The organism is Agrobacterium sp. 20P9.1.2 (assembly GCF_057799395.1).
Genome location: NZ_JBYOKI010000001.1, coordinates 196,056 through 221,334 on the forward strand (window position 1 = coordinate 196,056; position 25,279 = coordinate 221,334).

The 25,279-nt window shown below is 58.5% G+C and carries 24 protein-coding genes; 12 read left to right on the top strand and 12 right to left on the bottom strand.

Annotation, left to right across the window (positions count from 1 at the left end):
* Nucleotides 1-28 precede the first annotated feature (28 nt).
* The 4 genes from AC27VJ_RS00935 (at nt 29) to upp (ending at nt 3,842) form a co-directional block, all read left to right on the top strand.
* Nucleotides 29-820, top strand: a complete 792-nt coding sequence (locus tag AC27VJ_RS00935) for an SURF1 family protein (protein WP_488682456.1) — start codon at nt 29-31, stop codon at nt 818-820.
* Nucleotides 821-904: 84 nt separating this feature from the next.
* Nucleotides 905-2,125, top strand: a complete 1,221-nt coding sequence (locus tag AC27VJ_RS00940; protein ID WP_488682457.1) for a phosphopentomutase — start codon at nt 905-907, stop codon at nt 2,123-2,125.
* Nucleotides 2,122-3,111, top strand: coding sequence for an adenosine deaminase (locus tag AC27VJ_RS00945; RefSeq protein WP_488682458.1), 990 nt, complete (start codon nt 2,122-2,124; stop codon nt 3,109-3,111). The genes AC27VJ_RS00940 and AC27VJ_RS00945 overlap by 4 nt, the downstream gene beginning before the upstream one ends.
* A 101-nt stretch (nt 3,112-3,212) precedes the next feature.
* A complete protein-coding gene (upp, locus tag AC27VJ_RS00950; protein ID WP_113086320.1) occupies nt 3,213-3,842 on the top strand; it encodes a uracil phosphoribosyltransferase in 630 nt (209 codons plus the stop codon).
* A 53-nt stretch (nt 3,843-3,895) separates the two neighbouring features.
* On the opposite strand, the gene AC27VJ_RS00955 is transcribed toward upp, so the two are convergent.
* A complete protein-coding gene (locus AC27VJ_RS00955) occupies nt 3,896-5,392 on the bottom strand; it encodes a CoA-acylating methylmalonate-semialdehyde dehydrogenase (protein ID WP_488682459.1) in 1,497 nt (498 codons plus the stop codon).
* 109 nt (nt 5,393-5,501) lie between these two features.
* On the opposite strand from AC27VJ_RS00955, the gene AC27VJ_RS00960 reads away from it, so the two are divergent.
* Both AC27VJ_RS00960 and AC27VJ_RS00965 read left to right on the top strand, forming a co-directional pair.
* Entirely contained in the window at nt 5,502-6,383 is an 882-nt protein-coding gene (locus AC27VJ_RS00960) for a LysR family transcriptional regulator (RefSeq protein ID WP_488682460.1), read from the top strand.
* A gap of 150 nt (nt 6,384-6,533) precedes the next feature.
* Nucleotides 6,534-7,463, top strand: coding sequence for a DMT family transporter (locus AC27VJ_RS00965; protein WP_488682461.1), 930 nt, complete (start codon nt 6,534-6,536; stop codon nt 7,461-7,463).
* Nucleotides 7,464-7,472: 9 nt separating this feature from the next.
* On the opposite strand, the gene kduD is transcribed toward AC27VJ_RS00965, so the two are convergent.
* Complete coding sequence (gene kduD, locus AC27VJ_RS00970; RefSeq protein WP_488682462.1) at nt 7,473-8,231, bottom strand: 2-dehydro-3-deoxy-D-gluconate 5-dehydrogenase KduD; 759 nt, start codon at nt 8,229-8,231, stop codon at nt 7,473-7,475.
* Between the two features lie 436 nt (nt 8,232-8,667).
* Between kduD and AC27VJ_RS00975 the strand changes: the two genes are divergently transcribed.
* The gene (locus tag AC27VJ_RS00975; RefSeq protein ID WP_113086326.1) at nt 8,668-9,774 is read left to right on the top strand and encodes a DUF475 domain-containing protein; all 1,107 of its coding nucleotides are present in this window, start codon (nt 8,668-8,670) and stop codon (nt 9,772-9,774) included.
* A gap of 62 nt (nt 9,775-9,836) precedes the next feature.
* On the opposite strand, the gene AC27VJ_RS00980 is transcribed toward AC27VJ_RS00975, so the two are convergent.
* On the bottom strand, nt 9,837-10,073 hold the full coding sequence (locus AC27VJ_RS00980; protein WP_488682463.1) for a hypothetical protein: 237 nt from the start codon (nt 10,071-10,073) through the stop codon (nt 9,837-9,839).
* A 42-nt stretch (nt 10,074-10,115) separates the two neighbouring features.
* Between AC27VJ_RS00980 and AC27VJ_RS00985 the strand changes: the two genes are divergently transcribed.
* From AC27VJ_RS00985 to pncB, 4 genes are all read left to right on the top strand, one after another.
* Nucleotides 10,116-10,460 (top strand): MarR family transcriptional regulator, encoded by a 345-nt coding sequence (locus AC27VJ_RS00985; protein ID WP_113086413.1) that lies wholly within the window; start codon nt 10,116-10,118, stop codon nt 10,458-10,460.
* Nucleotides 10,461-10,528: 68 nt separating this feature from the next.
* A complete protein-coding gene (locus AC27VJ_RS00990) occupies nt 10,529-11,389 on the top strand; it encodes a C40 family peptidase (protein WP_488682464.1) in 861 nt (286 codons plus the stop codon).
* 91 nt (nt 11,390-11,480) lie between these two features.
* Nucleotides 11,481-11,840: a hypothetical protein gene (locus AC27VJ_RS00995; protein WP_488682465.1), complete on the top strand. Its 360-nt coding sequence runs from the start codon at nt 11,481-11,483 to the stop codon at nt 11,838-11,840.
* A 159-nt stretch (nt 11,841-11,999) separates the two neighbouring features.
* Nucleotides 12,000-13,304 carry a nicotinate phosphoribosyltransferase gene (gene pncB, locus AC27VJ_RS01000; RefSeq protein ID WP_113086329.1) on the top strand — a complete coding sequence of 435 codons (1,305 nt, stop codon included), beginning with the start codon at nt 12,000-12,002 and terminating at the stop codon, nt 13,302-13,304.
* A gap of 16 nt (nt 13,305-13,320) precedes the next feature.
* On the opposite strand, the gene AC27VJ_RS01005 is transcribed toward pncB, so the two are convergent.
* Together AC27VJ_RS01005 and AC27VJ_RS01010 are read right to left on the bottom strand one after the other, a co-directional pair.
* The gene (locus AC27VJ_RS01005; protein WP_488682466.1) at nt 13,321-14,517 is read right to left on the bottom strand and encodes a TCR/Tet family MFS transporter; all 1,197 of its coding nucleotides are present in this window, start codon (nt 14,515-14,517) and stop codon (nt 13,321-13,323) included.
* 335 nt (nt 14,518-14,852) lie between these two features.
* Complete coding sequence (locus AC27VJ_RS01010; protein ID WP_113086331.1) at nt 14,853-16,250, bottom strand: leucyl aminopeptidase family protein; 1,398 nt, start codon at nt 16,248-16,250, stop codon at nt 14,853-14,855.
* Between the two features lie 141 nt (nt 16,251-16,391).
* On the opposite strand from AC27VJ_RS01010, the gene AC27VJ_RS01015 reads away from it, so the two are divergent.
* Nucleotides 16,392-17,216: a tetratricopeptide repeat protein gene (locus AC27VJ_RS01015; protein WP_488682468.1), complete on the top strand. Its 825-nt coding sequence runs from the start codon at nt 16,392-16,394 to the stop codon at nt 17,214-17,216.
* Between the two features lie 66 nt (nt 17,217-17,282).
* Here AC27VJ_RS01015 and AC27VJ_RS01020 read toward each other — a convergent pair whose 3' ends face one another.
* The 7 genes from AC27VJ_RS01020 to cpaB are packed head-to-tail and all read right to left on the bottom strand — an operon-like array spanning nt 17,283 to nt 25,260.
* Nucleotides 17,283-18,269, bottom strand: a complete 987-nt coding sequence (locus AC27VJ_RS01020; RefSeq protein ID WP_353578295.1) for a type II secretion system F family protein — start codon at nt 18,267-18,269, stop codon at nt 17,283-17,285.
* Between the two features lie 12 nt (nt 18,270-18,281).
* Nucleotides 18,282-19,286, bottom strand: coding sequence for a type II secretion system F family protein (locus AC27VJ_RS01025; RefSeq protein ID WP_488682469.1), 1,005 nt, complete (start codon nt 19,284-19,286; stop codon nt 18,282-18,284).
* Between the two features lie 59 nt (nt 19,287-19,345).
* The gene (locus tag AC27VJ_RS01030; RefSeq protein ID WP_488682470.1) at nt 19,346-20,812 is read right to left on the bottom strand and encodes a TadA family conjugal transfer-associated ATPase; all 1,467 of its coding nucleotides are present in this window, start codon (nt 20,810-20,812) and stop codon (nt 19,346-19,348) included.
* A 39-nt stretch (nt 20,813-20,851) separates the two neighbouring features.
* Nucleotides 20,852-22,141 (bottom strand): CpaE/TadZ family protein, encoded by a 1,290-nt coding sequence (locus tag AC27VJ_RS01035; RefSeq protein ID WP_488682471.1) that lies wholly within the window; start codon nt 22,139-22,141, stop codon nt 20,852-20,854.
* Nucleotides 22,142-22,178: 37 nt separating this feature from the next.
* Entirely contained in the window at nt 22,179-22,859 is a 681-nt protein-coding gene (locus AC27VJ_RS01040) for a CpaD family pilus assembly protein (RefSeq protein WP_488682472.1), read from the bottom strand.
* 14 nt (nt 22,860-22,873) lie between these two features.
* The gene (locus AC27VJ_RS01045; protein WP_488682473.1) at nt 22,874-24,454 is read right to left on the bottom strand and encodes a type II and III secretion system protein family protein; all 1,581 of its coding nucleotides are present in this window, start codon (nt 24,452-24,454) and stop codon (nt 22,874-22,876) included.
* The gene (gene cpaB / locus AC27VJ_RS01050) at nt 24,451-25,260 is read right to left on the bottom strand and encodes a Flp pilus assembly protein CpaB (protein ID WP_113086338.1); all 810 of its coding nucleotides are present in this window, start codon (nt 25,258-25,260) and stop codon (nt 24,451-24,453) included. Before cpaB ends, AC27VJ_RS01045 begins: the two co-directional genes overlap by 4 nt.
* Nucleotides 25,261-25,279 lie beyond the last annotated feature (19 nt).

The following is a 25,279-nucleotide window of genomic DNA, read 5'->3' on the forward strand; positions in this document are numbered from 1 at the left end:
GGGTTTTCTGTTGAGCGGGAAAGCTCCGATGACCATTCAAAATGAAACCAAGCCACGCAAGGGCATCCGCCCTGCGGCCATCGTCGTCATCTTCATGACTGTTGTGCTGACCGGCTGCCTGCTGGCGCTGGGCACATGGCAGGTGAACCGTCTGGCGTGGAAGCGTGAACTGATTGCCAACGCCGAGGAACGCGCCCACGCCGCCCCCGTGGAAGCGCCTGTGGCCAGCGAGTGGCCGTCACTAACCGAGCCATCGCAATACGAATATCGCCGCGTCCACCTGTCCGGCACCTTCCACCATCAGGATGAGGTTCAGGTCTATACCGTCTCTGACCTCGGACCCGGATACTGGGTGCTAACGCCGCTGCAGCGCGACGATGGCTCCTCCGTCATCGTCAACCGCGGTTTCGTCCCCACCGACAAGCGCGAACCTTCCGCACGTCCCCAAGGTGAGGTCGAAGGGCGTATCGATGTTGTCGGCTTGATGCGTGCTCCGGAGACGGGTGGGCTCTTTCTGCGCACCAACGATCCGCAGAACAATCGCTGGTATTCCCGCAATATTGCCCAGATCGCCGAGACCAAGCAGATCGCAAATGCCGCGCCGTTCTACGTGGATGCAGACGCAACGCCCAATCCGGGCGGCCTCCCCATCGGTGGCAAGACCATGTTGACTTTCCCCAACAACCACCTGTCCTATGCCATCACATGGTACATTCTGGCGGGCATGGTGGTGGTTGCGGGCTGGTACGTCACGCGAAACCTCAATGCGCCGAAGATAGCCAGCAAGAACGAGGCCACAGGCGTTCAAGAGAGTACTTAAAGAAAGCGTTTCACCTTTTCTCTCGCGGTGATTATATCACTCGTTTGTTATCGCGGCCTCTGCGCCGCGCTTTTTGGGTGACGCATGGCACGGGCCTTTCTTCTCGTTCTGGATTCCTTCGGTGTCGGTGGCGCGCCGGATGCCGAGCAATATGGCGATCTCGGCTCCAACACGCTTGGCCATATTGCCGAATTCTGCGCTGCCGGTGCTGCTGATCGCGCAGGCCTGCGCTCCGGCCCGCTGAAACTGCCGAACATGTCGGCGCTTGGGCTTTTGAACATCGCCCATCTCTCGAGCGGCGAAACACCGGCTGGCATGGAGCCGCCCGAACGCATCTATGGCATCCATGGCTGCGCCAATGAGGTGTCGAAGGGCAAGGATACGCCGTCAGGCCATTGGGAAATCGCAGGTACGCCGGTGCGGTTCGATTGGGGTTATTTCCCGACCGAGGGCGATGCTTTCTCTCCTGAACTGGTCGAAGCCATTTGCGAGCAGGGCGAGGTGCCCGGCATTCTCGGCAATTGCCACGCATCCGGCACCGAGATCATTGCGCGTTTCGGGGCGGAGCACATCCGCACCGGCAAACCCATCTGCTACACGTCCTCGGATTCGGTGTTCCAGATCGCAGCGCATGAGACGCATTTCGGGCTGGAGCGTCTGATCGCTTTTTGCCAGACGGTACGCAAGCTGGTCGATCCCCTGAATATTGGCCGCGTCATTGCTCGTCCCTTCACCGGCGAAACCGTGACCACATTCGAGAGAACCGGCAACCGCCGCGATTTTTCCGTTTTGCCGCCAGAGCCAACTTTGCTTGATCGTCTGGTGGAGATGAACCGTAAGGTGCTGGCCATCGGCAAGATCGGCGATATCTATGCACATCAGGGCATTTCCCGCGTGATCAAGGCCAATGGCAATGACGCGCTGATGGATGCAACATTGCAGGCGATGGAAGAGGCCGAAAACGGCGATCTCGTCTTCACCAATTTCGTCGATTTCGACATGATCTACGGCCATCGCCGCGATGTCGCCGGCTATGCCGCAGCACTTGAAGCCTTCGACGCCCGCCTGCCGGAAATTCACCGCAAGATGCAGCCGGGTGATATCGCCATTCTCACCGCAGACCATGGCTGCGACCCGACATGGCGCGGCACGGACCACACCCGCGAGCGCGTGCCGATCATGGCCTTCGGACCCGGCATTCGTGAACGCAATATCGGCATCCGCTCATCCTTTGCCGATATCGGCGAGAGCATCGCCTCCCATCTCAGCATACCAACCGGCCGCCACGGCAGGAGTTTCATGTGACGTCACATTTGTTGAAAGCAGAAATCCACTGCCATCTGGAAGGTGCAGCCCCGCCTGCATTGGTGGCACAGCAGGCACAGAAATACGGCGTAGACAGCAGCAGCTTCCTGCGCGATGGCGCTTATATCTGGACGGATTTTGCCGAATTCATTCGCTGCTATGACGCCGTGGCCCAGGTCTTCAAGACCGAAGAAGACTACGCGCTTCTCACTGAGACCTACCTGACTGAACTGGCTGGCGAAAACACCATCTACAGCGAACTCATCATTTCGCCCGATCACGGCGACCGCATTGGTCTGGGTGCGGATGCCTATCTCTCCGGTATCGCTGCAGGCATTGCGGCGGCCAAGGAAAAGACCGGCATCGAAGCGCGCATCATCGTCACCGGCGAGCGTCATTTTGGCCCGGAAAGCGTGATTGCCGCCGCGGAATATGCAGCACGGGTCAAGCACCCGCTGATCACCGGCTTCAACATGGCAGGTGAAGAGCGCATGGGCCGGGTGGCCGATTATGCCCGCGCTTTCGACATTGCCCGCGACGCCGGGCTGGGACTGACCATTCATGCGGGTGAAGTCTGCGGTGCTTTCAGCGTTGCGGACGCGCTCGATCTTGTGAAACCGCAGCGGATCGGCCATGGCGTGCGATCCATCGAAGACGATGCAGTGGTCGCGCGGCTGGTCGAACTCGGTACCGTGCTGGAGGTCTGCCCCGGCTCCAACATTGCGCTCAACGTCTACCCGGATTTCGAAAGCCACCCCCTGAAACGTCTTCGTGATGCGGGCGTGCGCGTCTGCATCAGCTCGGACGATCCACCGTTCTTCCACACCTCGCTGGCGCAGGAATATGAGATCGCCCATCATGCCTTCGGGTTTAGCGATGCGGAGATCAATGCCATGACCCGTACATCGCTGGAGGCTGCTTTCGTGGATGAGGACACACGCGCGACGCTGCTTGCCAGGCTGAATGCGCAGCCTGAAGCGGCATAAATCGAGCGGGAACGGAGGTGCAAAATGCGTTTCCGGTCTTGCGAAAGCCGCTCATTCGGTGAAATACAGAGACATCATAGATAAAAGAAAAGGCCAGCTTCATGGACGGCGTCACCGTTATCGCTCATCCCCTCGTGCAGCACAAACTCACCATCATGCGCAAGAAGGAAACTTCCACAGCCGGTTTCCGCCGCCTGCTGCGCGAAATTTCCACGCTGCTGTGCTATGAGGTCACGCGCGATCTGGAAATGACGATGGAAACCATCGAAACGCCGATGCAGACCATCGAAGCGCCGGTTCTTGAAGGCAAGAAGCTGGTGTTCGCCTCCATCCTGCGTGCTGGCAACGGCCTGCTGGAAGGCATGCTGGAGCTCGTGCCGTCTGCCCGCGTCTCGCATATCGGTGTGTACCGCGATCACGACACGCTGGAAGCCGTCGAATATTTCTTCAAGGCACCGGACAATCTCGATGCGCGCCTGATCATCGTGGTCGATCCGATGTTGGCAACCGGCAACTCGTCCATCGCAGCCGTCGACAAGTTGAAGGAACGGGGCGCGAAGAACATGCGCTTCCTATGCCTGCTGGCCGCCCCCGAAGGCATCAAGAATTTCCGCGAAGCACACCCGGATGTGCCGATTTTCACGGCATCAATTGACAGCCACCTGAACGAACAGGGCTACATCATGCCCGGTCTCGGTGACGCGGGCGACCGCATGTACGGAACGAAATAAACAATAAAAAAGCGCCCTCAACGAGTTGAGGGCGCTTGGTATCTTAGTCGGCGTTACTTCATCGTTGGCATGACGAATTCCGCACCGCTTTTGATGCCGGATGGCCAGCGGGCCGTGACCGTCTTGGTCTTCGTCCAGAACTTGATCGAATCCGTCCCGTGCTGGTTGAGATCCCCGAAGCTCGAAGCCTTCCAGCCGCCGAAGGAGTGATAGGCCAGGGGAACCGGGATCGGAACGTTGATACCGATCATGCCGATATTGATGCGGCTGGCGAAGTCGCGGGCAGCATCACCATCGCGGGTGAAGATCGCAACGCCGTTGCCATATTCATGCTTCATCGGCAGTTCCAGCGCATCCTCGTAGTTCTTGGCGCGCACGACGGACAGAACAGGTCCGAAGATTTCCTGCTTGTAGATGTCCATATCGGTGGTCACGTTGTCGAACAGGCAGCCGCCCACGAAGTAACCATCCTCATAGCCCTGAAGCTTGAAATTGCGACCGTCAACGACAAGCTTTGCACCTTGCTCAACGCCACTGTCGATCAGGCCACTCACGCGTGTCTGCGCTTCCTTGGTGATCAACGGACCCATATCGGCCTTGTCATCGGTGTAAGGGCCGATCTTCAGCGCTTCGATCTGCGGAATGAGCTTTTCGATCAGGCGATTGGCCGTCTCTTCACCCACGGGAACGGCGACCGAAACGGCCATACAACGCTCGCCAGCCGAACCGTAACCGGCACCCATCAAGGCGCTGACGGCCTGATCGAGATCGGCATCTGGCATGATGATCATGTGGTTCTTGGCACCGCCGAAGCACTGCGCGCGCTTGCCGTTTGCGGCAGCCGTGGCGTAAACATAGCGTGCGATGGGCGTGGAGCCGACAAACGAGATCGCGCCGATATCCGGGTTGGTCAGAATGCCGTCAACCGCGCTCTTGTCACCATTGATGACGTTCAAAATACCCGCAGGCAGACCAGCTTCGATCATCAATTCGGCCAGACGGATCGGTAGCGATGGATCGCGCTCGGATGGCTTGAGGATGAAGGCGTTGCCGCAGGCAATCGCGGGAGCAAACATCCACATCGGGATCATGCCGGGGAAGTTGAAAGGCGTGATACCAGCGCCGATGCCGACCGGCTGGCGGATGGAGTACATGTCGATGGCAGGACCGGCGCCTTCGGTAAACTCACCCTTGGCCAGATGCGGAATGCCGCAGACGAATTCACAGACTTCCAGCCCGCGAATGATATCGCCCTTGGAATCCTCGACCGTCTTGCCGTGCTCGCTGGAGAGAAGAACCGCCAGCTCATCCATATTCTGGTTCAGTAAATCAACGAATTTGAAGAAAACGCGGGCGCGGCGCTGCGGGTTGGTCGCGGCCCACTTCGGCTGTGCGGCCTTGGCGCTTTCAACAGCGGCCAGAATTTCTGCATCGCTGGCCAGGGAAAGCGTTGCCTGCACTTCGCCGGTTGCCGGATTGTAGACATTGGATGTGCGACCGCTAGTGCCTGCCACATGCTTGCCGTCGATGAAATGACCGATCTGCTTCATGGATGTTCCTCCTGATTTTTTGATGCTCCCACCTTTGCGCTTTGAATTGCACAAATCAATGACTAGGAATAATCATCCGTTGTGCAAAAATCGGCATAACGAGGTCGCCATGAACTGGGATGATGTGCGTTTTTTCTTGAGCGTCGCGAGAAGTGGCCAGTTTCTGGCAGCCGCTAAAAAGCTCGGCGTCAACCACGCCACGCTCAGCCGCCGCGTCTCGTCGCTGGAAAGCGCACTCGAATGCCAGCTTTTTCTGCGCAACACGACCGGCTGCGAGTTGACGGAGGAGGGGAGCCGGTTCCTGATTTCGGCGGAGCGTATGGAAACGGAAATGCTCGCCGCGCAGGCAAGCCTCGGTCGGGGTGATGCCGCCATCAGCGGCACGGTGCGGATCGGTGCGCCGGATGGGTTTGGCGTTTCGTTTCTGGCCCCGCGCCTTGGCGCCCTGACGGCGCTGCACCCTGATCTGAAAATCGAACTGGTGCCGGTACCACGCTCTTTTTCGCTGTCGCAGCGTGAAGCAGATATTGCCATAACGATCGAAAGGCCGGAGCAGGGCAGGCTGGTGTTCTCCAAACTCACCGATTATTCGCTCGGCCTTTACGCCTCAAAATCCTACCTAAAAGAAAGCGGCTTGCCCGAGACGGTCGAGGCGCTGAAAAGCCACCGCCGGATCGGTTATGTCGAAGACCTGATCTTCTCGCCATCGCTGAACTACACCGGCGAAATCCTGCGTGATTGGGATGCGAGTTTCGAAATATCCAGCGCCATCGGCCAGACGGAGGCCGTGCGCTCGGGGGCAGGCATCGGCATTTTGCATGATTACATTGCTCGCAGTCATTACGAACTGGTGCGGCTATTGCCAGAGGTTTCGATCCGCCGATCCTACTGGACTGCCTTTCACGAAAACGCTCGGCAGTTGGCGCGCGTCAGAACCGTGGCGCAGTTTCTTCAGGATATCGTGTCCAGCGAACGGCAGATCTTTCTATAACGCTGTAACTGGACAGCTTACGATCTTTCATTTTTTCTGACGGAATTTTTGCAGGTTAGGCATCGCGCATATACAGATCGAGGCGTCCTTGGGCTTGACTTGGAAATGGACCTCGCGGAGTCATGGGCTTCTAGGGAGTTCAAAAACAAAATGCCCAATTTCATTCGCCAGCTTTCACCCACGGGTCTCGGGGTGGCTGTCATGCTGCTCGGCATGCTTCTCTTTGCGCTGAACGACGCCATGGGCAAATGGCTGGTGTCGACCTACAGCCTTGGGCAAGTGGTTCTGGTGCGCAGCGTTGCGGCCATTATCGTGCTGACGCCCATTCTATGGAGGGCTGGCTTGAGCAACGTCGTGCGTGTCGAGCGCCCGGGCTTGCAGGCCGCGCGCATGTTTTTCTCTACGGCTGAACTCTTCTGTTTCTATTTCGCGGTCAAGGCGCTGCCCTTGGCGGATGTCATGACCTACTGGCTGGCGGCCCCCATCTATGTTGCGGCACTATCGCCGTTTCTCTTGGGCGAAAAGGTCGGCTGGCGGCGCTGGACGGCGATTGCGATTGGTTTCGTCGGCGTCTTGATCGCGCTGAAACCCAGCTCGGCATCCCTGACGTCAGCGGCTCTGTTTTCCATTCTTGGCAGTGCGGCTTTTGCCTTCATGATGCTCTCCGGGCGTCAGCTGCGGAATACGCCCGATACGGTTCTGGCCTTCTGGCAGATCGTCGGGGCAGCGCTTGCCGGTATCGTCGCCATCGCCGTTACTCCTGCGGGCTGGGTGCCGCTGCAATCCGGCTTCGATCTGTCCCTGCTGGCGTTGCTGGGCATTGTCGCCATGACGGCGCATGTGCTGGTCAACCGCGCGCTGAAGCTGGCCGATGCCGCAACGGTAGCGCCGTTGCAATATACGCTGCTGCTCTGGGCCGTGGTATTCGGATGGCTGATCTTCGGCGATGTGCCGCAGTCCAGCATCGTCATCGGTGCTGGTCTCATCGTGCTGGCGGGCCTCTATATCTTCTTCCGGGAAAATACGCTCAAGCGCAGGCAGGCGAAATCCGCCAATCCGCCGCTGGATGACCTCGTCTAAGCTTTCGGATCAACGGGCCAGCCAACCGCCATCGACCGGCAGAACCGTGCCGTGAATATAATCGGCAGCGCTGGAGGCCAGAAACACCGCTGCTCCGCCAAGCTCTTCCGGCTTGCCCCAATGGCCTGCGGGAATGCGCGCCAGGATCGCCGCGTTTCGGTCCGGGTCGTTGCGCAGGGCTTCCGTGTTGTTGGTGTCGAAATAGCCCGGCCCGATGGCGTTGACGTTGATGCCCTTGGCAGCCCATTCACAGGCCAGAAGCCGGGTCAGACCGGCGAGGCCGCTCTTGGATGCCGTGTAGGAAGGAATGCGGATCCCGCCCTGAAACGACAGAAGCGAAGCAATATTGATGATCTTGCCCGGCTTGTTTTCCGCAACGAGATGACGGGCAAAGGCCTGGCTGAGAAAGAAGACCGTCTTCAGGTTCACATCCATCACCGCATCCCAATCGGCTTCGGTGAAATCCAGCGAATCGGCGCGCTTGATGATGCCTGCATTGTTGACGAGAATATCGGCGCCGCCAGCAAGGCGCACTGTCTCGCTGATGACCTCTGCCACGGGCGCAATTGAGGAAAGATCGGCCTTGATGCTGTGGCTCTTGCCGCCAATGGCCGTAATCGCCTCCTCCGTCTCTGTCATGGAAGACCGACCGACCAGCGCAACCGTTGCACCCGCACCCGCCAGCGCTGTGGCGATGCCCTGTCCAAGGCCGGTATTGGCACCCGTGACAATCGCTGTCTTGCCGGTCAGGTCGAAGGAAATCGTCATCGCGCTTCTCCATGCGTCGGAAACTGTTATGCGTCCGTCTTTACCGCAAGCGGATTACAGGGGCAAGAAACAAATAGTATCTCTTTTTAAAATGATATGACAACATGATTCGACGCAACTTTTGTTTGCAAATCGAACGGGAAAGGCGATGAAACGTCGTGATTGTGCCTAAAAAACAACTTTGATCTTGACGAAATCACAAAGTTGCGAGACTACAAAGGCATTCCAGCCCCTGACATCGGGCTTGGAGATTGAACTTTGGTGCCGGGCCCCTCTGGCGAGAGTTTTACGGCGCTCTCGCGATGTCGGTACCGCCTGCTTATGACGCCGGCGGATTTAAACCCATGAAAAATCTGACCATGCATTCCATGCGTGCACTTTGCGCCATGCCTGCTCCACGTTTTCCCGTTCGCCCAACCCGCGCGGGAGCCCTGTGATGACACCGACAACAAAATCCTCACTCACCTATTTCAAATGGGCCTTCATCGTCACCGTCGTCGGCCTTCTGCTGGGCGGCTGGCTCGGCTGGGAAATGACGGGCACCATCAGCGGCACCGCGACGATCTTCTTCATCTGCGCGGTTCTCGCGGTTCTGGAAATCTCGCTGTCCTTCGATAACGCCATCGTCAATGCCAACAAGCTGAAAGACATGACGCCGGAATGGCAGCATCGCTTTTTGACCTGGGGCATTCTCATCGCCGTCTTCGGCATGCGTATCGTTTTCCCGCTGCTCATCGTCGTCATCGCGGCCAATGTCGGCCCCTGGACGGCCATGGTCATGGCCGCGACGGAACCAGAGCGTTATGCGCAGATCATGAAGGACGCGCATCTGCCGATCGCGGCCTTTGGTGGCACCTTCCTGATGATGGTCGGCCTTAGCTTCTTCTTCGATCATGAGAAGGACGTGCACTGGGTTCGCTGGTTCGAAGAGAAGATCGCGACCTATTCGTCGATCAAGGGCATCGAGATCGCTTTCGTGCTGATCGTCATGCTGGTCTTTTCGCGCATCATCGCCAATAGCGCTGATCCGGCGCTGGGTCCTGAAGCAGCCACTCTCTTCTTCAGTTCGGCGATCTGGGGTCTGTTGACCTTCCTTCTCGTGGAAGTTCTGGGCGGTATTCTGGACCGCAGCCAGCAGGTGCTGGAAGGTGCGGCAAAGGGCGGCTTCGGCGCGTTCCTTTACCTCGAAGTACTGGATGCCAGCTTCTCCTTCGATGGCGTCATCGGCGCTTTTGCACTGACGTCCAACCTCTTCATCATCGCCATCGGTCTTGGCATCGGCGCCATGTATGTGCGCTCGATGACCATCATGCTGGTCGAAAAGGGAACGCTGGCGGAATACCGCTATCTCGAGCATGGCGCGTTTTATGCCATCCTCATCCTTTCGGTCATCATGTATGTCCAGAGCCTTGTCCACATTCCGGAAGTCATCACCGGTCTGGGCGGCGCAACGCTTATCGGTATCTCGCTGTGGTCCTCCATTCGCTACAACAGGCAGGAGAAGGCACGGGAAGTCGAAGGCGCGCAGGGCGCCGAGATTTAAAGCTTTTCAGGCTGTTCATCTCTAAGTGAACGGCGCGGAATTGTGCGATGCTACCAAATCGCTTAAAATATAAGCTCCGGCGACATCCTCGCCGGAGCTTTTTGTTTGCCAGAGCCTGAGTTGCGGGCTTTTTCGCTGAAATTCGCAACTGGCACGCTTGATGCATGTCTCTCTTCAAGTCCAGAGGGGACGCAAAGCTCGAAAACGAGCGCAAGAACCGCCGCCACATCGATGCGCACCAAGGTGCAGACATCATGGGCGGCGGTTTTGTTTTGTTCATTGATTTGCGCCAAAATCATTCGGATGACCTTTGTGGATTGCAAACGAACGGAGCCGGGAACGTGTCTGTCGAACTGTCGCCAAGCCAGGCGCTGAACCTCTGGCACCGCGTGGTGCTGGCGCAGGTCGAGGAAGATGCGCCGGATCTGACGGCCCGGCAGATGGCAATTCTGCTCCACATCTATCTCGTGCCACCACCGCATACCGTTAGAGGACTAGCCTCCGTGCTGGGCGTCACCAAACCCGTCATCACACGGGCGCTTGATAGCATGGGCACGCTGGGGCTGGTGGACCGGGAGCGCGATGAGCGTGACCGCCGCAATGTCATCATCAAACGCACGGTGGCCGGTGCGCTTTATCTGGAAAAATTCGGCGATCTGATCATCGAGCACGCCCGCAGGGCTTAGCCTCCCGCCTCAAAAAGGTGTATGCCGGTCATCGAATAAAGAAATGAAGGCGAGCAGGACGCAGCGACATGACAATTACGGACACCACACTCGACCGCCGCCTCAACATCTTCCGCGCCGATCTCGCTGATGAGACACTCAAGGGCAAGGTCGAAGCCGAACGTTTCGTCAAGGGAACACCGGCACAGGTCACGGTGCCGGTCATCGGGCTGCGTCCAAAGCCGGATTTGACCGCCGGTATCGATACGGAATTGCTGCTGGGCGAAACGATCAGGGTGTTCGAAAAAGCCAGCGGCTGGGCCTGGGTGCAGGCGGATGCGGATGGTTATGCCGGGTATCTGCCGGAGACGGCATTCGGTGAGACCGTAGCACCCACTCATCGCATCATTGCGCCCCGCACATTCCTCTATCCCGCCGCCGAACTGAGAAAACCGCCGGTTGCGGCGCTGTCCATGGGCAGCCAGATGCGTTTTGTCGGTGAAGCCGAAACGCGCGGCACACAATATCTGATGACCGAAAACGGCGAGGGCGTTATCGCAGCCCATTGCCTCAGCGTGGAGCAGAAGTCTGCAGAAGACTATGTTTCCATTGCCCTTTGCTTTCTGGAAACGCCCTATCTCTGGGGCGGGCGATCGGGCTTTGGCATCGATTGCTCCGGTCTGGTCCAGCTTTCCATGGCCATGGCGGGCACGTCGGTTCTGCGTGATACGGATATGCAGGTCCGCTCCCTCGGCACCGAGATCACCCGCGCAGAATTGCGCCGTGGCGATCTGGTGTTCTGGAAGGGCCATGTCGGCCTCATGGAGGACGAAGAAACGCTTCTGCATGCCAATGGCCACACGATGAATGTCTCGCGGGAAAATCTCGATGAGGCAATCAAGCGCATCGGCTGGCTTTACGAGATGCCAACCGCCTACCGCCGCCCTTGAAGTTTTCACGAAAACGTTTGCATCGATCCGGTGTTTTGGTGCGATTGTCGTTCTATATAACAGGGATAGAACATTCGGCAGGACCACCCCAATGGCACGACCAGCAATCAGCATCGCGGCTTTCCTTTTCGCCAGTCTCTCCTGTGCTGCGACCGGTCAGGCACAGACCGTTTATGAAAACGGCTACCTGCCTGCCCCCGATGCCTATGCCAATCTGCCGGGTGTGAAAGACCCCAAAACATTGCAGCCAAAAGAACGTTACACCTGCCATTCGGCCCCGGTGATTTCGAGCTATTCGGATGGCCCCTACCGCGACGTTTTTGGCAGTCGCGGGCTGGCCGTGCAGGGTTATCGCTGCACGGGGTCTGCCGGTGTGACGACGACCGGCACGCGCGTGCCGACATCGAAGGACTGGTATCCCGGCATCAACCCACCTGCGGTGGATTTCTAACGGCCAGCCAGAACCGTCTTTGCTGAAACCGGTCTGGACTTGCCGCTGTTTTATCAGATAAGTCTTTGTCTCCGGAGCAGATCAGGCTCCTGAAGGCTCAACGCCTTTCGAAATGCGCGGCGACACCGGTTTTGTCCGGTGCGGGGGATAGCAGCAGCAATGACGAAGACAGACATAGCGACCCGTGTTCACAACCACACCTGGAAGCTCGACCCCATCGTCCGCAGCCTTATCGATACGGACTTCTATAAGCTCTTGATGTTGCAGATGATCTGGAAGCTGTATCCAGAGGTGAATGCGACCTTCTCGCTGATCAACCGCACCAAGACCGTCAAGCTTGCCGATGAAATCGACGAGATGGAGCTGCGTGAACAACTGGATCACGCCCGCAGCCTGCGACTTTCCAAAAAGGAGAGCATCTGGCTGGCGGGTAATACCTTCTACGGCCGTTCGCAGATTTTCGAGCCGGAATTTCTGTCTTGGCTGGATAGCTATCAGCTGCCGGAATATGAGCTGTTCAAACGTGACGGGCAGTATGAGCTGAATTTCCACGGTCGCTGGATGGATACCACGCTATGGGAAATCCCGGCCCTCGCCATCATCAATGAGCTTCGTTCGCGCAGTGCCATGCGATCGCTCGGTTACTTCACGCTGGATGTTCTCTATGCCCGCGCAAAGGCCAAGATGTGGGAAAAGGTGGAGCGCCTGCGCGAATTGCCGGGTCTGCGCATTTCCGATTTTGGCACCCGCCGCCGCCACAGTTTCCTCTGGCAGCGCTGGTGCGTGGAAGCGCTGAAAGAAGGCATCGGCCCGGCCTTTACCGGCACCAGCAATGTATTGCTGGCTATGGATTCCGATCTGGAAGCCGTCGGCACCAATGCGCATGAGTTGCCGATGGTTGTTGCCGCACTCGCCCAGAACGACGAGGAGCTGGCTGCAGCACCCTATCAGGTGATGAAGGATTGGAACCGGCTCTATGGCGGCAATCTGCTGATCGTTCTGCCGGACGCTTTCGGCACTGCCGCTTTTCTGCGTAACGCGCCCGAATGGGTGGCGGACTGGACCGGCTTCCGTCCCGACAGCGCCCCGCCCATCGAAGGCGGCGAAAAGATCATCGACTGGTGGCAGAAGATGAACCGCGACCCGAAGAAGAAGCTGCTGATCTTCTCCGACGGTCTGGATGTGGATGCCATCATCGACACCTACAAACACTTCGAAGGCCGCGTGCGCATGAGCTTCGGCTGGGGCACGAACCTGACGAACGACTTCGCTGGCTGCGCACCCAAGACTATCGAAAGCCTCAAGCCCATTTCGGTGGTGTGCAAGGTCATCGATGCCAACGGCCGCCCGGCCGTCAAGCTTTCCGACAATCCGCAAAAGGCCACCGGCGAGCCGGAAGAAGTGCAACGATACCTGAAATTCTTCGGTCAAGAAGACCGCAAGGAACAGGACGTCGTCGTTTAAAGATGCGACGTGCGTTTCACACGGACGCCGCCTCAGCCTGCTGTGATCTGAATTTCAGGCTCAGCACCAGCGGTATGCTGATGGCGTAAATGGTGACGACCGACAGCCAGATCGCACCCGGCCATTGCTCCCTGACCACGAAATAGAAGCTGGAAAAGAACAGCGGTGCCACGATGGAAGCCAGACTGACGATGGATGCCAGTACGCCCTGGAACTGACCCTGCTGGCTGGCGTCCACCTGACGGGTGGCGAGAGACTGCAATGCCGGCACGCCGATGCCAGCAAGCGCAAATATGGGCATGATCGCAAAAATGACCCATCCCTGCGTGGCAAAGGCCATGACGATCAATGAAACGCAGGCGCAGGTTATACCGGTCAGAATGGCATTGCGCTCACCCAGCAGTTTGACGGCAGGGCCGGGAAGAAACGCCTGCGAAAGCGCCTGGCAGACCCCGAACGTACCAAGCGACAGGCCGATGGAAAGGCCGTTCCACTGAAAGGTGTCGGCACCCCAGAGCGCCCATGATGTGCCATAGGCTTCACCGGCGGCGCTGAAGATAAAAAACACGAAGACGATGGGCAGAACGCGTCTCAGCGAAAACACCCAGCGCAATGGACGAAGCGGATTGAGTGCGGCAAGGTCGATCGCCTCACGGCTTGGTTTGCGCGATTCCGGCAGCACGAAGAATGCCAGCAGCAGATTGAACCCGTTCAGCACCGCGGCGGCGATGAAGGGTAGTCGCACCCAGTAATCACCCAACGCGCCGCCCAGTATGGGACCGATGATGAAGCCAATGCCGAACATGGCGTTGAGAAGGCCGAACCGGCTAGCGCGTGTCTCTTCAGGCGAGATATCGGTGATGTAGGCACTCGCCACAGACACATTGGCGCTGGTCAGCCCGGCGATGGCGCGACCGAGCAGCAGCATCCACAGACTTGGGGCAAAGGCGAGGAAAAGATAGTTGATGGCGGCACCCGCCAGCGAGATCAGAAGGACCGGACGACGACCCAGCCGGTCGCTCAGCGAGCCGAGCACAGGGGCGAAAACGAACTGCATGGCCGCATAGAGTGCCGCCATCACGCCGATATAGGCAGCCACGTTTTCGGCATGGGTCACGCTTTGCAAGAGTGTTGGAAGAATTGGGAAGATGAGACCGATGCCAACGGCATCGAGAACGATGGCAGCGAAGATGACAATAAGGGATTTGCTCATGACGAGTTCCAGTCAACGCAAGCACGCGTAGGCGCTCGGCCTGATGGCTTGCGATTGGGTTGATATGCTGTGTTTGGAACCGCTGGCCGACAGTGGCCCTGAAAGACCAGAGTGGCGTGTGCTTGACCGCCTGGACGACAATTCGTCCACCTGTTTACTCCGCTACCGAGCGGATCAAGGGAAGCAGCCGCTTTTCGCGACGGCTGCAAAATAAGACGAAATGCCGTGTGTGGCAAGCATGTTTGATGGACATAGAAAATGACAGGATTTGCAGATGCCCAGAGGCTTGTCTGGGCATCTCGAAAGCACCTGTCAGGCTTGCAGTAACCGCCCTGTTACTTCTTGGCGAAGCTGCGCGAGATGTAATGGAACAGCGCGCGGATTGCCTGTGCCTCGCCGCCGACGGATGAGTGTGAGCGGTCGCTCAGAGACCAGCCGTAAATATCGAAATGCACCCATTTCTTCGTGCTTGTTACAAAACGCTTGAGGAAGAGGGCCGCTGTAATCGATCCGGCCATGCCGCCTGCGGGCGCATTGGTAATGTCGGCTGCGCGCGAGCGGATGTCCTTGTCGTAGCCCATGTAAAGCGGCAGGCGCCACAAGGGATCATCCACATCCATGCTGGCATCGGCAATGCTGTGGGCCAGGTCTTCGTCATCTGTGAAGAAGGGCGGTACGTCAGGGCCGAGTGCGACGCGGGCCGCACCCGTCAATGTCGCCATATCAATCATCAGATCAGGCGCATCCTCATCGGCATAAGCGAGCGCATCGGCCAGAATGAGGCGGCCTTCAGCATCGGTATTGTCGATCTGGACCGTCAGCCCCTTGCGGCTCTGGTAGATATCGCCCGGGCGGAAAGCGTTTGCAGAGATGGAGTTTTCCACCGCAGGCACGATGACGCGCAGATCGACGGGCAGGCGGGCATCCATGATCATCAGGGCCAGGCCCAGCACATTGGCCGCGCCGCCCATGTCCTTCTTCATCAGGGCCATGGAGGAGGAGGGCTTGATGTCGAGGCCGCCGGTATCGAAGCACACGCCCTTGCCAACCAGCGTCAGGCGCGGATTGCCCTTCTTGCCCCATGTCATTTCCAGAAGGCGCGGCGCGCTTTCACTGGCGCGACCGACCGCATGAACGAGCGGGAAGTTTTCCTTCAGCAGATCATCCCCGGCAACCACCGAAACCTGCGCCTTGTAATGGGCGGCAAGGCTGCGGAAGGCGATTTCCAGCTGATCCGGCCCCATATCGTTTGCAGGCACGTTGATGAGGTCGCGGGCCAGATAGACGCCAGCCAGAATGCGCTTGATTTCCGCATCTTCCGCATCGCGCGGGATCAAAAGCTTCGCGCCATTGCTCTTCACTGTGCGGTATTTGTCGAAGTGGTAGGCGCCGAGACCAAAGCCCAGCATCAGGCGATTGACCGTCAGCGGTGCCGTTTCGATGTGCCAGTCGCCCTCCGGCAATTCTCTCGCCAGTTTACCGCTGATGAAAGGCAGTTCGGATGGGTTGGTGCCGAGACCCATAAGCGCGCCACCAAGCGCACCTTCTGCAGACGGGATCAAAAGAATTGCACCCGCATCCGCCTTGAAACCTGCCTTGCGTGCCCAATCCAGCGCAATCGGATCAATCGCACCCTGTTCGATATGGGCGGGCGTCACGGCAAAAACCGGCAGCGTCTTGCCTGCTTTGGAACTGAAAGGCGTGGTGCGTTCGATAAATTGATAGGGAGGCATTAGGCTGCTTTCGTAAAGGTCTGGAATCGGCAAATTAACACTCTGTTAGGGTTAACAGATTATTGCTGGAGCGAGGGTTGCGTCGCATTTCATTATGCCATGCCGCCCATTGCGATCCAAACCGAAAGCCGGGGCAATGTCATGATTGCTGTTTCTAACATTTCAGCCCGCCACAAAACGCTGCTTCGCGGTGTCTGCGCGGCCGTGCTTGCCCTTTCGCTTGCAGGATGTTCCACCAACAAGCCGGACCGCATGTCGACGGGATCGATTGCTCCTGTCTCCCATTCCTATGATCAGATGAACATGGAGCAGTTGCGACAGGCAGAGGCCACCACCGGCAAAGCCTATGAGCGCAACCCTAAGGATCGCAACACCGGGCTCAACTACGCCAATCTTTTGATGATGACCGGCAAGAACACGCAGGCTCTCGCCGTGATGCAGCAGGTCGCCATCGCCTATCCATCCGACCGCGAGGTTCTCGCCTCCTATGGCAAGGCGCAGGCCGCTGCCGGACAGCTGGAGCAGGCACTCGGCACCATCGGCCGTGCACAGACGCCCGATCGCCCCGATTGGCGTCTTTATTCCGCCGAAGGTGCGGTGCTGGACCAGCTTGGCCGCTCCAACGAGGCACGGGCCAAGTATCGCCAAGCCTTGGATCTGAAGCCCAACGATCCGAGCATTTTGTCCAATCTCGGCATGTCCTACGTGCTTCAGAGTGATCCGCGCACCGCAGAAACCTATATGCGCTCTGCCGCCTCCCAGCCGGGAGCTGACAGCCGCATCAGGCAGAATTTGGCACTCGTCGTCGGCTTGCAGGGCCGGTTCGAAGAAGCCGAGCGCATCGCCATGCAGGAGCTTTCCGCCCAGCAGGCGCAGGCCAATCTCACCTATCTTCGCGGCATGCTGTCTCAACAGAACGCTTGGTCGCAACTGTCGGATAAGAACAAGAAGACGGCGACCAACTGATAATCCTGTGATCCATCGCTAAAAAAGGCGACCTTGACGGTCGCTTTTTTCGTTTGTCCGTCGTCGTCAGAACGTGTCGGAAATCCGAATGCCCGCAGGGCCGAGAATGACCGCCACCAGAACCGGCAGGAAGAACAGGATCATCGGCACAGTGAGCTTTGGGGGCAGGGCGGAGGCCTTCTTTTCCGCTTCGTTCATCCGCTCGTCACGGCCTTCCTGGGCGAGAACGCGCAGCGCCTGCGCCAAGGGCGTACCGTAGCGTTCAGCCTGGATCAGCGCCTGCACCACGCTTTTTACGCCATCCAGCTGGGTGCGAATACCGAGGTTCTCAAGCGCTGTTCGCCGGTCCTGAAGGAAAGAAAGCTCCGCCGTCGTCAGCACCATTTCCTCGGCGAGTTCTGGCGACTGGTCGGCCATTTCCTCGGCCACGCGGCGCATGGCCGCTTCCATCGATACGCCTGACTCCACGCAGATCAGCATCAAATCGAGCGCATCCGGCCAAGCGCGCTTGATGGATTTCTGGCGCTTGGACATCTGGTTGGAGATGAAAATATTGGGTGCATAGAAGCCGAGATAGCCGAAACCCAGCACGGCCATCAGGCGCAGGCCAAACGGCCTCGTGATCAAGTTTCCGGCGACGAAGACCCATAGGAAAGCAAGGATCAGAAAGACGAAGGGCAGAATGAAACGGGCGGCCAGAAAGGTATTGAGTGCGTTCTGGGATCGGTAACCGGCAGCGCGCAGCTTGTTGACCGTATTGGCATCCACCAGCGCTTCACGCAGGTTGAAGCGCTCGACGATGCGCCGCGCCGACTTGTTGTTGTTGGCGCGCAGCGACGCCTTGCCACCCTTTGCGGCTTCGCTCATACGGTCGCGTTCGCGGCTTCTGATCTGGTCGCGCTCGGTGGAGACGGCCTTCATGCGCTTGTTGAGGTCGCCCTTTTCGAAATAGGGGATGGCCAGCGTATAGAAGGTGGCAAACACCGCAACGGACACCAGAATGGCAATGATGAGGTGCGGGTTGGTCAGGCTGGCTGCAAGTTGTTCTGACATGGTGCTACCGCCTCAAATATCGAAGTTGATCATCTGGCGCATGATGACGATGCCGATGGACATCCAGATCGCCGATGCGCCCAGAATGAGATGCCCGCGTGGATCGGTAAACAGCACCATGATGTAGTCTGGCGAGGTGAGGTAGACGAGCGTCGCCACGATGAAGGGCAGAGCGCCGATGATGACGGCAGACGCCTTGGCTTCCATGGAAAGTGCCGCGACCTTGGCCTTCATTTTGCGCCGCTCACGCAGCACCTTGGAAAGATTGGCGAGCGCTTCGGAAAGATTGCCACCCGCCTGCGCCTGAATGGTGATGACGGTGCCGAAGAAGTTCACTTCCGGGAGCGGCATGGTCAGCATCATGCGGTTGATGCCTTCGGGAATGCTCATGCCCACCTGCTGCGCTTCCACGACGCGCTGGAACTCGGTCTTGACCGGCTCCTGCCCATCGGACGCGATCAGTCGAACGGAATCGTTCAACGGCAGACCGGATTTGATGGAGCGGTACATGACGTCGAGCGCGTTTGGAAACTCTTCCAGAAACTTGGTCTGCCGCCGCTTGACCAGAAAGCGCAACACCCAGCGCGGCAGGCCGAGCGCGCCGACAATGCCCCCGCCCAGCGCCAGAAGCAGTGGCGCCGCATAGAGCAAGGCGACGAGAAAGACGGAGAGTCCAAGCCCCGCGCTCATGAAATAGAATTTCTGGATGGAGATCGAAAGACCGGCCTGAGCGAGCCTGCCGCGCAGGCTCGTGTCCTTTCGGTCCTTGGACTTCTCGTTCTGCTTCTTCTCCAAGTCCTTCAGCGTATCCTGAACGGATTTGCGCCGCTTGCTCATTTCCTGAACGCGGTCGCGGGCAGCCTTGATCTTGGTGTGGTCGGTTTCCGCAGATTTGACGCGGTTTACGCGGCTTGCGGTCTTCTTCTCGACTTCGATTTGCGGGAACAGAAAGACATAGGCCATCGCGCCTGCCGAAACGGCGACGAGGATCACAAGCAGCATCACCGTCATGTTCATTTACTGTCCGCCTTGGCCTTGGGCCTGCCGCGCGTCCCCTGACGCTGGCACGCTTTATTTTATTGAGACTTGCTTTCCATTTCATCGAGAGCCGCCGCAAGGCGCTTTTCCTCGTTGAAATAGCGTGCGCGATCCCAGAAATGCGGCTTGCTGATGCCGGTGGAAACATGGCGGCCCAGCAACTTGCCGCCCGCATCTTCGCCGTCGATTTCGTAGCGCATCAGATCCTGGGTGATGATGACATCCCCTTCCATGCCCAGCACCTCGGTGATCTGGGTGATGCGGCGCGAACCATCGCGAAGACGGGCAGCCTGAATGACGATATCGACCGAGCCGGAAATGATCTCGCGCACGGTCTTGGCGGGAAGGCTGAAGCCTCCCATGGCGATCATCGATTCCATACGGCTGAGGCACTCACGCGGGGTGTTGGCGTGGATCGTGCCCATGGAGCCATCGTGACCGGTGTTCATGGCCTGCAACAGGTCGAACACTTCGGGGCCACGCACTTCGCCGACGATAATGCGTTCAGGGCGCATACGCAGGCAGTTCTTGACCAGATCGCGCATGGTGATCTCGCCTTCGCCTTCAATGTTTGGCGGGCGGGTTTCCAGACGCACCACATGCGGCTGCTGAAGCTGCAGTTCGGCGGTGTCTTCGCAGGTGATGACGCGTTCGGTCTTGTCGATATAGCTCGTCAGGCAGTTCAGAAGCGTCGTCTTGCCCGAACCGGTACCGCCTGAAATGACGACATTGCAGCGAACGCGCCCAATGATTTGCAGCAGAACCGCACCTTCCGGCGTGATCGCACCGAAGCGCACCAGCTGATCGAGCGTCAGCTTGTCCTTCTTGAACTTACGGATCGTCAGCGCCGGACCATCGATGGCAAGCGGCGGGGCAATGACGTTGACACGCGAACCATCCGGCAGACGAGCGTCGCAGATCGGGCTCGATTCATCCACACGGCGGCCAACTTGGCTGACGATGCGCTGGCAGATGGACAGAAGCTGGGCATTGTCGCGAAACCGGATATCGGATTCGATGGTCTTGCCGCCGACTTCGATGAAGGTCTGGCCGGAGCCATTGACCATGATATCGGCAATGTCGTCACGGGCCAGAAGCGGCTCCAGCGGACCATAGCCCAGAACGTCATTGCAGATGTCTTCCAGCAGTTCTTCCTGCTCGGAAATCGACATCGCGAAGTTCTTGATGGTAATGATATCATTGACGATATCGCGGATTTCTTCGCGCGCGCTCTCGGTATCGAGCTTGGCCAGCTGCGACAGATCGATGGTGTCGATCAGCGCGGAAAAGACCTGCGCTTTCGTCTGATAATAGTCGTCGGTGCGGACTCGCTTTCGCGCCTGCGCAGGGGCTGCATGCGTCGGCGGCGCAGGTGGCGCAAGCACCATGGTCTCGGCGGGCTCGGCCCGTGGCGTAGCGACGACGGGAGACGGGGCAGGGGCGGAGGCCGCCTGCCCTGTGGGTGTGGCTCTGGAGAAGCCTTCGTTGCCACGTTTTCCGAACATATGTTTCTTCCGGCATGTCGCTGCACAGGCAGCAATGCATTATTTGCGTTTTATGAGGTCCATGATTTTGCCAATGCCTGCGCGCTTTGCCTTGCGTGCGGAGGATCGGCCCGTCACGACATGGGAAATCTGCGAGAAGGTTTCGGCAATCGGGGATTTTGCATCGATTTCGCTGATCATGCGCCCGCTATTGGCGGCATTGCCAAACAGCTGCACATCGAAGGGAATGATCGCGATCGGTTCGATTTCCAGCGGTTCGAAGAAATCGGCAGGCGCGATTTCCGGGCGTTTGACCATGCCGACCTGGTTGAGCACGAGATGCGGAACCTTGTCGTTCGGTCGCAGCTTTTTCAGCGCATCCAGGAGGTTCTTGGTGTTGCGAAGGTTGGCGAGATCAGGCACTGCGGTGATCACCACCTCGTCGGCCTCCGCCAGTACCGTCTGTGTCCATTCCGACCAGATATGCGGAACGTCCAGAACGGCTATGGGGGTGCTGCGCTGAAGAAGTTCCAGCAAGGGCTGAAAGGTCAGCCGCTCGAAATCGTAAGACCTGTCCAAAAGCGAAGGGGCTGCGAGTAGGGACAGATGTTCGGAGCATTTGGTCAGCAAGCGATCAAGGAAAACCTCGTCCAGCCGTTCAGGCGCATAGACCGCTTCGGCAATTCCCTGAGCTGGGTCCTGGTCGAAGTCGATATTGGCCGTGCCGAAGGGCAGGTCGAGATCGGCAAGAATGGTTTCGGTCGAGAACAGGCTCGAAATACCGAAGGCGCAGTTGTGAGCAATGGTGGATGAACCGACACCACCCTTCGCGCCGATGAAAGCGATGTTGCGGCCCAGCGGCTCAGCCTCGGGGTCCACGAAAATGGCCGAGATGGAGGCCAGCAAATCCGGCATCTTGATGGGCGCGACGAGGTATTCGGAAATTCCGTTGCGGATGAGGTCGCGATAGAGCGAAATGTCATTGTAACGCCCAACGATGATGACGCGGGTCGTGGGGTCGCAGACTTCGGCCAGCGGTGCCAGATCGTTCAGCAGGTTAGAGGGCTCTCGCGCCGTTTCGAGAATGATGAGGTTCGGCGTCGGGCTGGATGAAAACATCGTCGCTGCCGCTTCGATCTCTCCATTCGTCACACGCAGGCTGACCTTGGTCATGCGCCTGTCGTTGGAAAGGCGTTCCATCAGCCGCTGCATGGCCTCGCTTTCGCAAAAGGCATGGATGGAGATACGGGGCAAAGGCCGCAAGCCGTCCATATCGCCTGCGCGCAATGGCTCGTCGGCGCTTGGCTCTTCGGGATGTCCGCGCTGAATATCGTAATCTACCGAGCTCATTGTTTTTCCCGTTGCCGCATGCGTTCTCTGTCGGACATCATTCCGTTGTCGCCGTCGTCTTGCCTGCACGATAATTGCCGATGACGACGGAGCGGCGCTCCGCATCGATCGGGCTCATGCCGCGCGGGCCGACAAGGTCCATCGGGTTGGCCACCTGGGCCGCCAGATTGTTCTGGGAAGCGCAGCCGAAATTGTACCAGTTCTTGTTGGAATAGGTGTTGTTGGACAGGTCTTCCGGCCACTGTCCGCACTGCCCGGTCATGGCCGTCATGGCAATGAAGCTCAGGCGAATGGGAGCGGCGTCGCCCGTTGGAGCAGCGCCATAATGCGTCTCCACGATCTTGCCAGCGGGGATGCCTGAAGAGTTCAGCACCGAGCGGATCTGGCGCTTGAGGATCGAGGCGGCTGCCGAATTCGCGGAGCCCGTCGGCACCTGGATTTGCACGACACCGGAGGACGTCGCCGTATAGCTCTGCGCAAAGCCCTTGATATTGTCGGCCATGCCCACCGTCAGGCGGTTGTCGCCGGACGAGACCGGAATATCCAGCGAGTGCTGCGCTTCCGAAAGCGTAATCGGGTGACGGGTGCGGTAATCGTCTGGAATGGCGCCTGTTGACATCGGGTCGCGCGCGCAGCCCTGCGCCAGCGCAGCTGTCGTCAGCAGTGCCAGAACGAGGCCGGCCCGGCGGGTGGTGTGGCGGTGTGCGAAAGGCTTCATCTGAAATATCTTTGTCATTTGTAGATAAACCCTACCGAGCCCTGATAGGGCTGTGTGTGAGCCTGCTGCCTGTTGCCGTAAACCTTGTTCACCCGGTTCATGAAATACATGGCCGCATCGTTTTCCGGGTTGAAGTTGTCGTCAGGCCGGGCGATCTCGTTACGCGATACCGGCCGCACCAGATAAGGCGTGGCGATGATGACGAGTTCGGTTTCGTTACGAATGAAGTCCTTGCTGCGGAACAGCGTGCCCAGAACCGGCACCTTGGAAACGCCGGGAATGCCGGACATTGCTTGGCGCACATTATCCTGAACGAGACCTGCGATGACGATAGAGCCGCCGGAGGGAAGTTCCACGCTGGTCGAGGCCTCACGCTTGCGGATCGACAGATATGTGCTGCCGGGAACCCTTGTGCTGCTGCCGTTGCCAGTCGTGACGCTGCCTTCATAGGTCGGCTCGGAAACGTTGGTCTCGATTTTCAGGCTTATGCGTCCGGGCGACAAGACAACGGGTCGGAAGTTCAACTCGATACCGTAATTCACCGTATCCGTTGAGCGCGTGACGGTCGGCTGACCTGTGGTGCTGTCGAAAGCCACTTCCTGTTCGGCAGCCAGACGAAATTCTCCGCCGACATAGAATTTTGCCTGCTCTCCAGAAATCGCTGTCAGGCTAGGCTCGGCCAGCGTCCGCATGACACCTGCCTGTTCCATGGCATTGAAATAGCTGCCAAGGGTCAACTTGCCGATTGTCCCGGTAATGTTGCCAGTGCCTGCGAGACCGATGGCGTTTCCGAGGTTGGATGGATTGGAGAACGAGACCTGACCATTTGAACCGCTGATCGAACCATTGAAACCAAGTTGCTTCAGAACCTGACGGCTGACTTCCGCAACCGTTACCTTCAGCGTTACCTGATCTTCACCCTCGATCGTCAGCATATTGACGATGGAGGATTGCTGGCGGTCTTCGGCAAAGATGGCGACGGCGCCATCACCATTGCTCTGGCTTGTTTCGGTAATGTTACGCGTGGTCGCCTCGCCACCCTTCAGGAAAGCGGAGGCGAGCTGGACGGCGCGGGCGGAATCCTGCGGCGTGCGCACACTTCCCGAAAGCACGATATTGTCTGAGACGATCTCGACGCGAATATCCGATTCCGGAATGAAGCGACGCAGATTGGCCTGAAGCCCGGAAATATCCCGCTCGACTTCCAGATCGAGGCTGACGATTTCCTGACCCTGATCTCCGAAGATGAAGATATTCGTCTGACCGACAGCCTTGCCGAACAGATAGATGCGCCGCGAACTGCGGGTCACGGCATCCGCCATGCTGGGATCAGCCACGAGAATATCGTGCGCATCCTGCGGCAGATCAATGACGAGTGCCTTGTTCAGGCCCAGCTTCAAGCGCTTGCGAACGCCTTGGCCGCTCTCACTGATGCGCACGATGCTGGCGCTTTGGGCAAGCGCTTCATGCGTAGAAAGCCCGAACGGCGCATTCATGCCGGGGAAACCCGAAAACGCGATACAAAACGCCAGTCCGCCCGTGACGGAAGAGCGCATGGCCTGTTTCAGACGCAAAAACCCATGAGATGCGATCATTGTGACGACCCTCCCTGTCCTTCCCGGACGATCGAGCCGGATTTGATCACTTGAATTGCCGGTTGTCCCGAGCCACCGCTCAAGAGATAGTCGGCGGCTTTCGTATCGCTGTCCTGAGCGTCGGCAATCGAGCGCAGGGATAGCGTCAAACGATCCGCCATCTGTTGCGCGACGGTCATGATTTTCGCCTGCTCAGGCGTCAGTTCCAGGGTCGCGGTTGCACCGACAACCGCAGTCGTGCCGCCTTCGCCTTCCTTGATCTGCTGGTCGATGGCCAGAACGCGGACATTGTTGAGGACGTTTTCGGTGATGAATGTGCCTGCATCACCCTTGCGCACCATGATGACGTCGACACGGTCATTCGGCAGCACGAAACCGCCCGCACCTGTCGCGACCGAGATTTCCGTGGCGACGGCACGTTTGCCGGCAGGCAGCAGCGAGGACATGATGCTGGTGCTGGAATCCACCAGCTTTTCAGAACGCAACGGCTCGCCTTCAAACAGCGGCAGCCGCACGATGGAGCCGGTCAGTTCGGTGATGGCGTCCGGTCTTTTGGTCTCTGTAACGAGGCTGTCATTGATGCTTCCCTGTGGCCAAGGCGCCCAGCGCACGGAATCCGGGCTTAACCGGCTGCCGACGGGAAGATTGACGGACGAAACCAGAACATTGACCGTCGGTTCTTTCTGGATAATCGCTTCCGCTTTTTCAACCACCTGCTGAGGGGTCGCAAGCTGCATGGCCAGCAACCCGGCAAGACCGGCGGCAACGACAGCGACAGAAAGAATGATGACACGCGACGGCTTCATGCTGGGACCTTGAAAGAGT

Bases quoted from the DNA above. Each gene is read 5' to 3' on its own strand.
- AC27VJ_RS01015 (WP_488682468.1), top strand. From the start codon at position 16,392: ATGATTGCTGTTTCTAACATTTCAGCCCGCCACAAAACGCTGCTTCGC.
- AC27VJ_RS00955 (WP_488682459.1), bottom strand. From the start codon at position 5,392: ATGAAGCAGATCGGTCATTTCATCGACGGCAAGCATGTGGCAGGCACT.
- AC27VJ_RS01040 (WP_488682472.1), bottom strand. From the start codon at position 22,859: ATGAAGCCTTTCGCACACCGCCACACCACCCGCCGGGCCGGCCTCGTT.
- AC27VJ_RS01045 (WP_488682473.1), bottom strand. From the start codon at position 24,454: ATGATCGCATCTCATGGGTTTTTGCGTCTGAAACAGGCCATGCGCTCT.
- upp (WP_113086320.1), top strand. From the start codon at position 3,213: ATGGACGGCGTCACCGTTATCGCTCATCCCCTCGTGCAGCACAAACTC.
- AC27VJ_RS01035 (WP_488682471.1), bottom strand. From the start codon at position 22,141: ATGAGCTCGGTAGATTACGATATTCAGCGCGGACATCCCGAAGAGCCA.
- AC27VJ_RS00980 (WP_488682463.1), bottom strand. From the start codon at position 10,073: ATGATTTTGGCGCAAATCAATGAACAAAACAAAACCGCCGCCCATGAT.
- AC27VJ_RS00990 (WP_488682464.1), top strand. From the start codon at position 10,529: ATGACAATTACGGACACCACACTCGACCGCCGCCTCAACATCTTCCGC.
- AC27VJ_RS00935 (WP_488682456.1), top strand. From the start codon at position 29: ATGACCATTCAAAATGAAACCAAGCCACGCAAGGGCATCCGCCCTGCG.
- cpaB (WP_113086338.1), bottom strand. From the start codon at position 25,260: ATGAAGCCGTCGCGTGTCATCATTCTTTCTGTCGCTGTCGTTGCCGCC.
- AC27VJ_RS00940 (WP_488682457.1), top strand. From the start codon at position 905: ATGGCACGGGCCTTTCTTCTCGTTCTGGATTCCTTCGGTGTCGGTGGC.
- kduD (WP_488682462.1), bottom strand. From the start codon at position 8,231: ATGACGATTTCCTTCGACCTGACCGGCAAGACAGCGATTGTCACGGGT.
- AC27VJ_RS01010 (WP_113086331.1), bottom strand. From the start codon at position 16,250: ATGCCTCCCTATCAATTTATCGAACGCACCACGCCTTTCAGTTCCAAA.
- AC27VJ_RS00960 (WP_488682460.1), top strand. From the start codon at position 5,502: ATGAACTGGGATGATGTGCGTTTTTTCTTGAGCGTCGCGAGAAGTGGC.
- AC27VJ_RS00995 (WP_488682465.1), top strand. From the start codon at position 11,481: ATGGCACGACCAGCAATCAGCATCGCGGCTTTCCTTTTCGCCAGTCTC.
- AC27VJ_RS00975 (WP_113086326.1), top strand. From the start codon at position 8,668: ATGACACCGACAACAAAATCCTCACTCACCTATTTCAAATGGGCCTTC.
- AC27VJ_RS01020 (WP_353578295.1), bottom strand. From the start codon at position 18,269: ATGTCAGAACAACTTGCAGCCAGCCTGACCAACCCGCACCTCATCATT.
- AC27VJ_RS00965 (WP_488682461.1), top strand. From the start codon at position 6,534: ATGCCCAATTTCATTCGCCAGCTTTCACCCACGGGTCTCGGGGTGGCT.
- pncB (WP_113086329.1), top strand. From the start codon at position 12,000: ATGACGAAGACAGACATAGCGACCCGTGTTCACAACCACACCTGGAAG.
- AC27VJ_RS01005 (WP_488682466.1), bottom strand. From the start codon at position 14,517: ATGAGCAAATCCCTTATTGTCATCTTCGCTGCCATCGTTCTCGATGCC.
- AC27VJ_RS01025 (WP_488682469.1), bottom strand. From the start codon at position 19,286: ATGAACATGACGGTGATGCTGCTTGTGATCCTCGTCGCCGTTTCGGCA.
- AC27VJ_RS01030 (WP_488682470.1), bottom strand. From the start codon at position 20,812: ATGTTCGGAAAACGTGGCAACGAAGGCTTCTCCAGAGCCACACCCACA.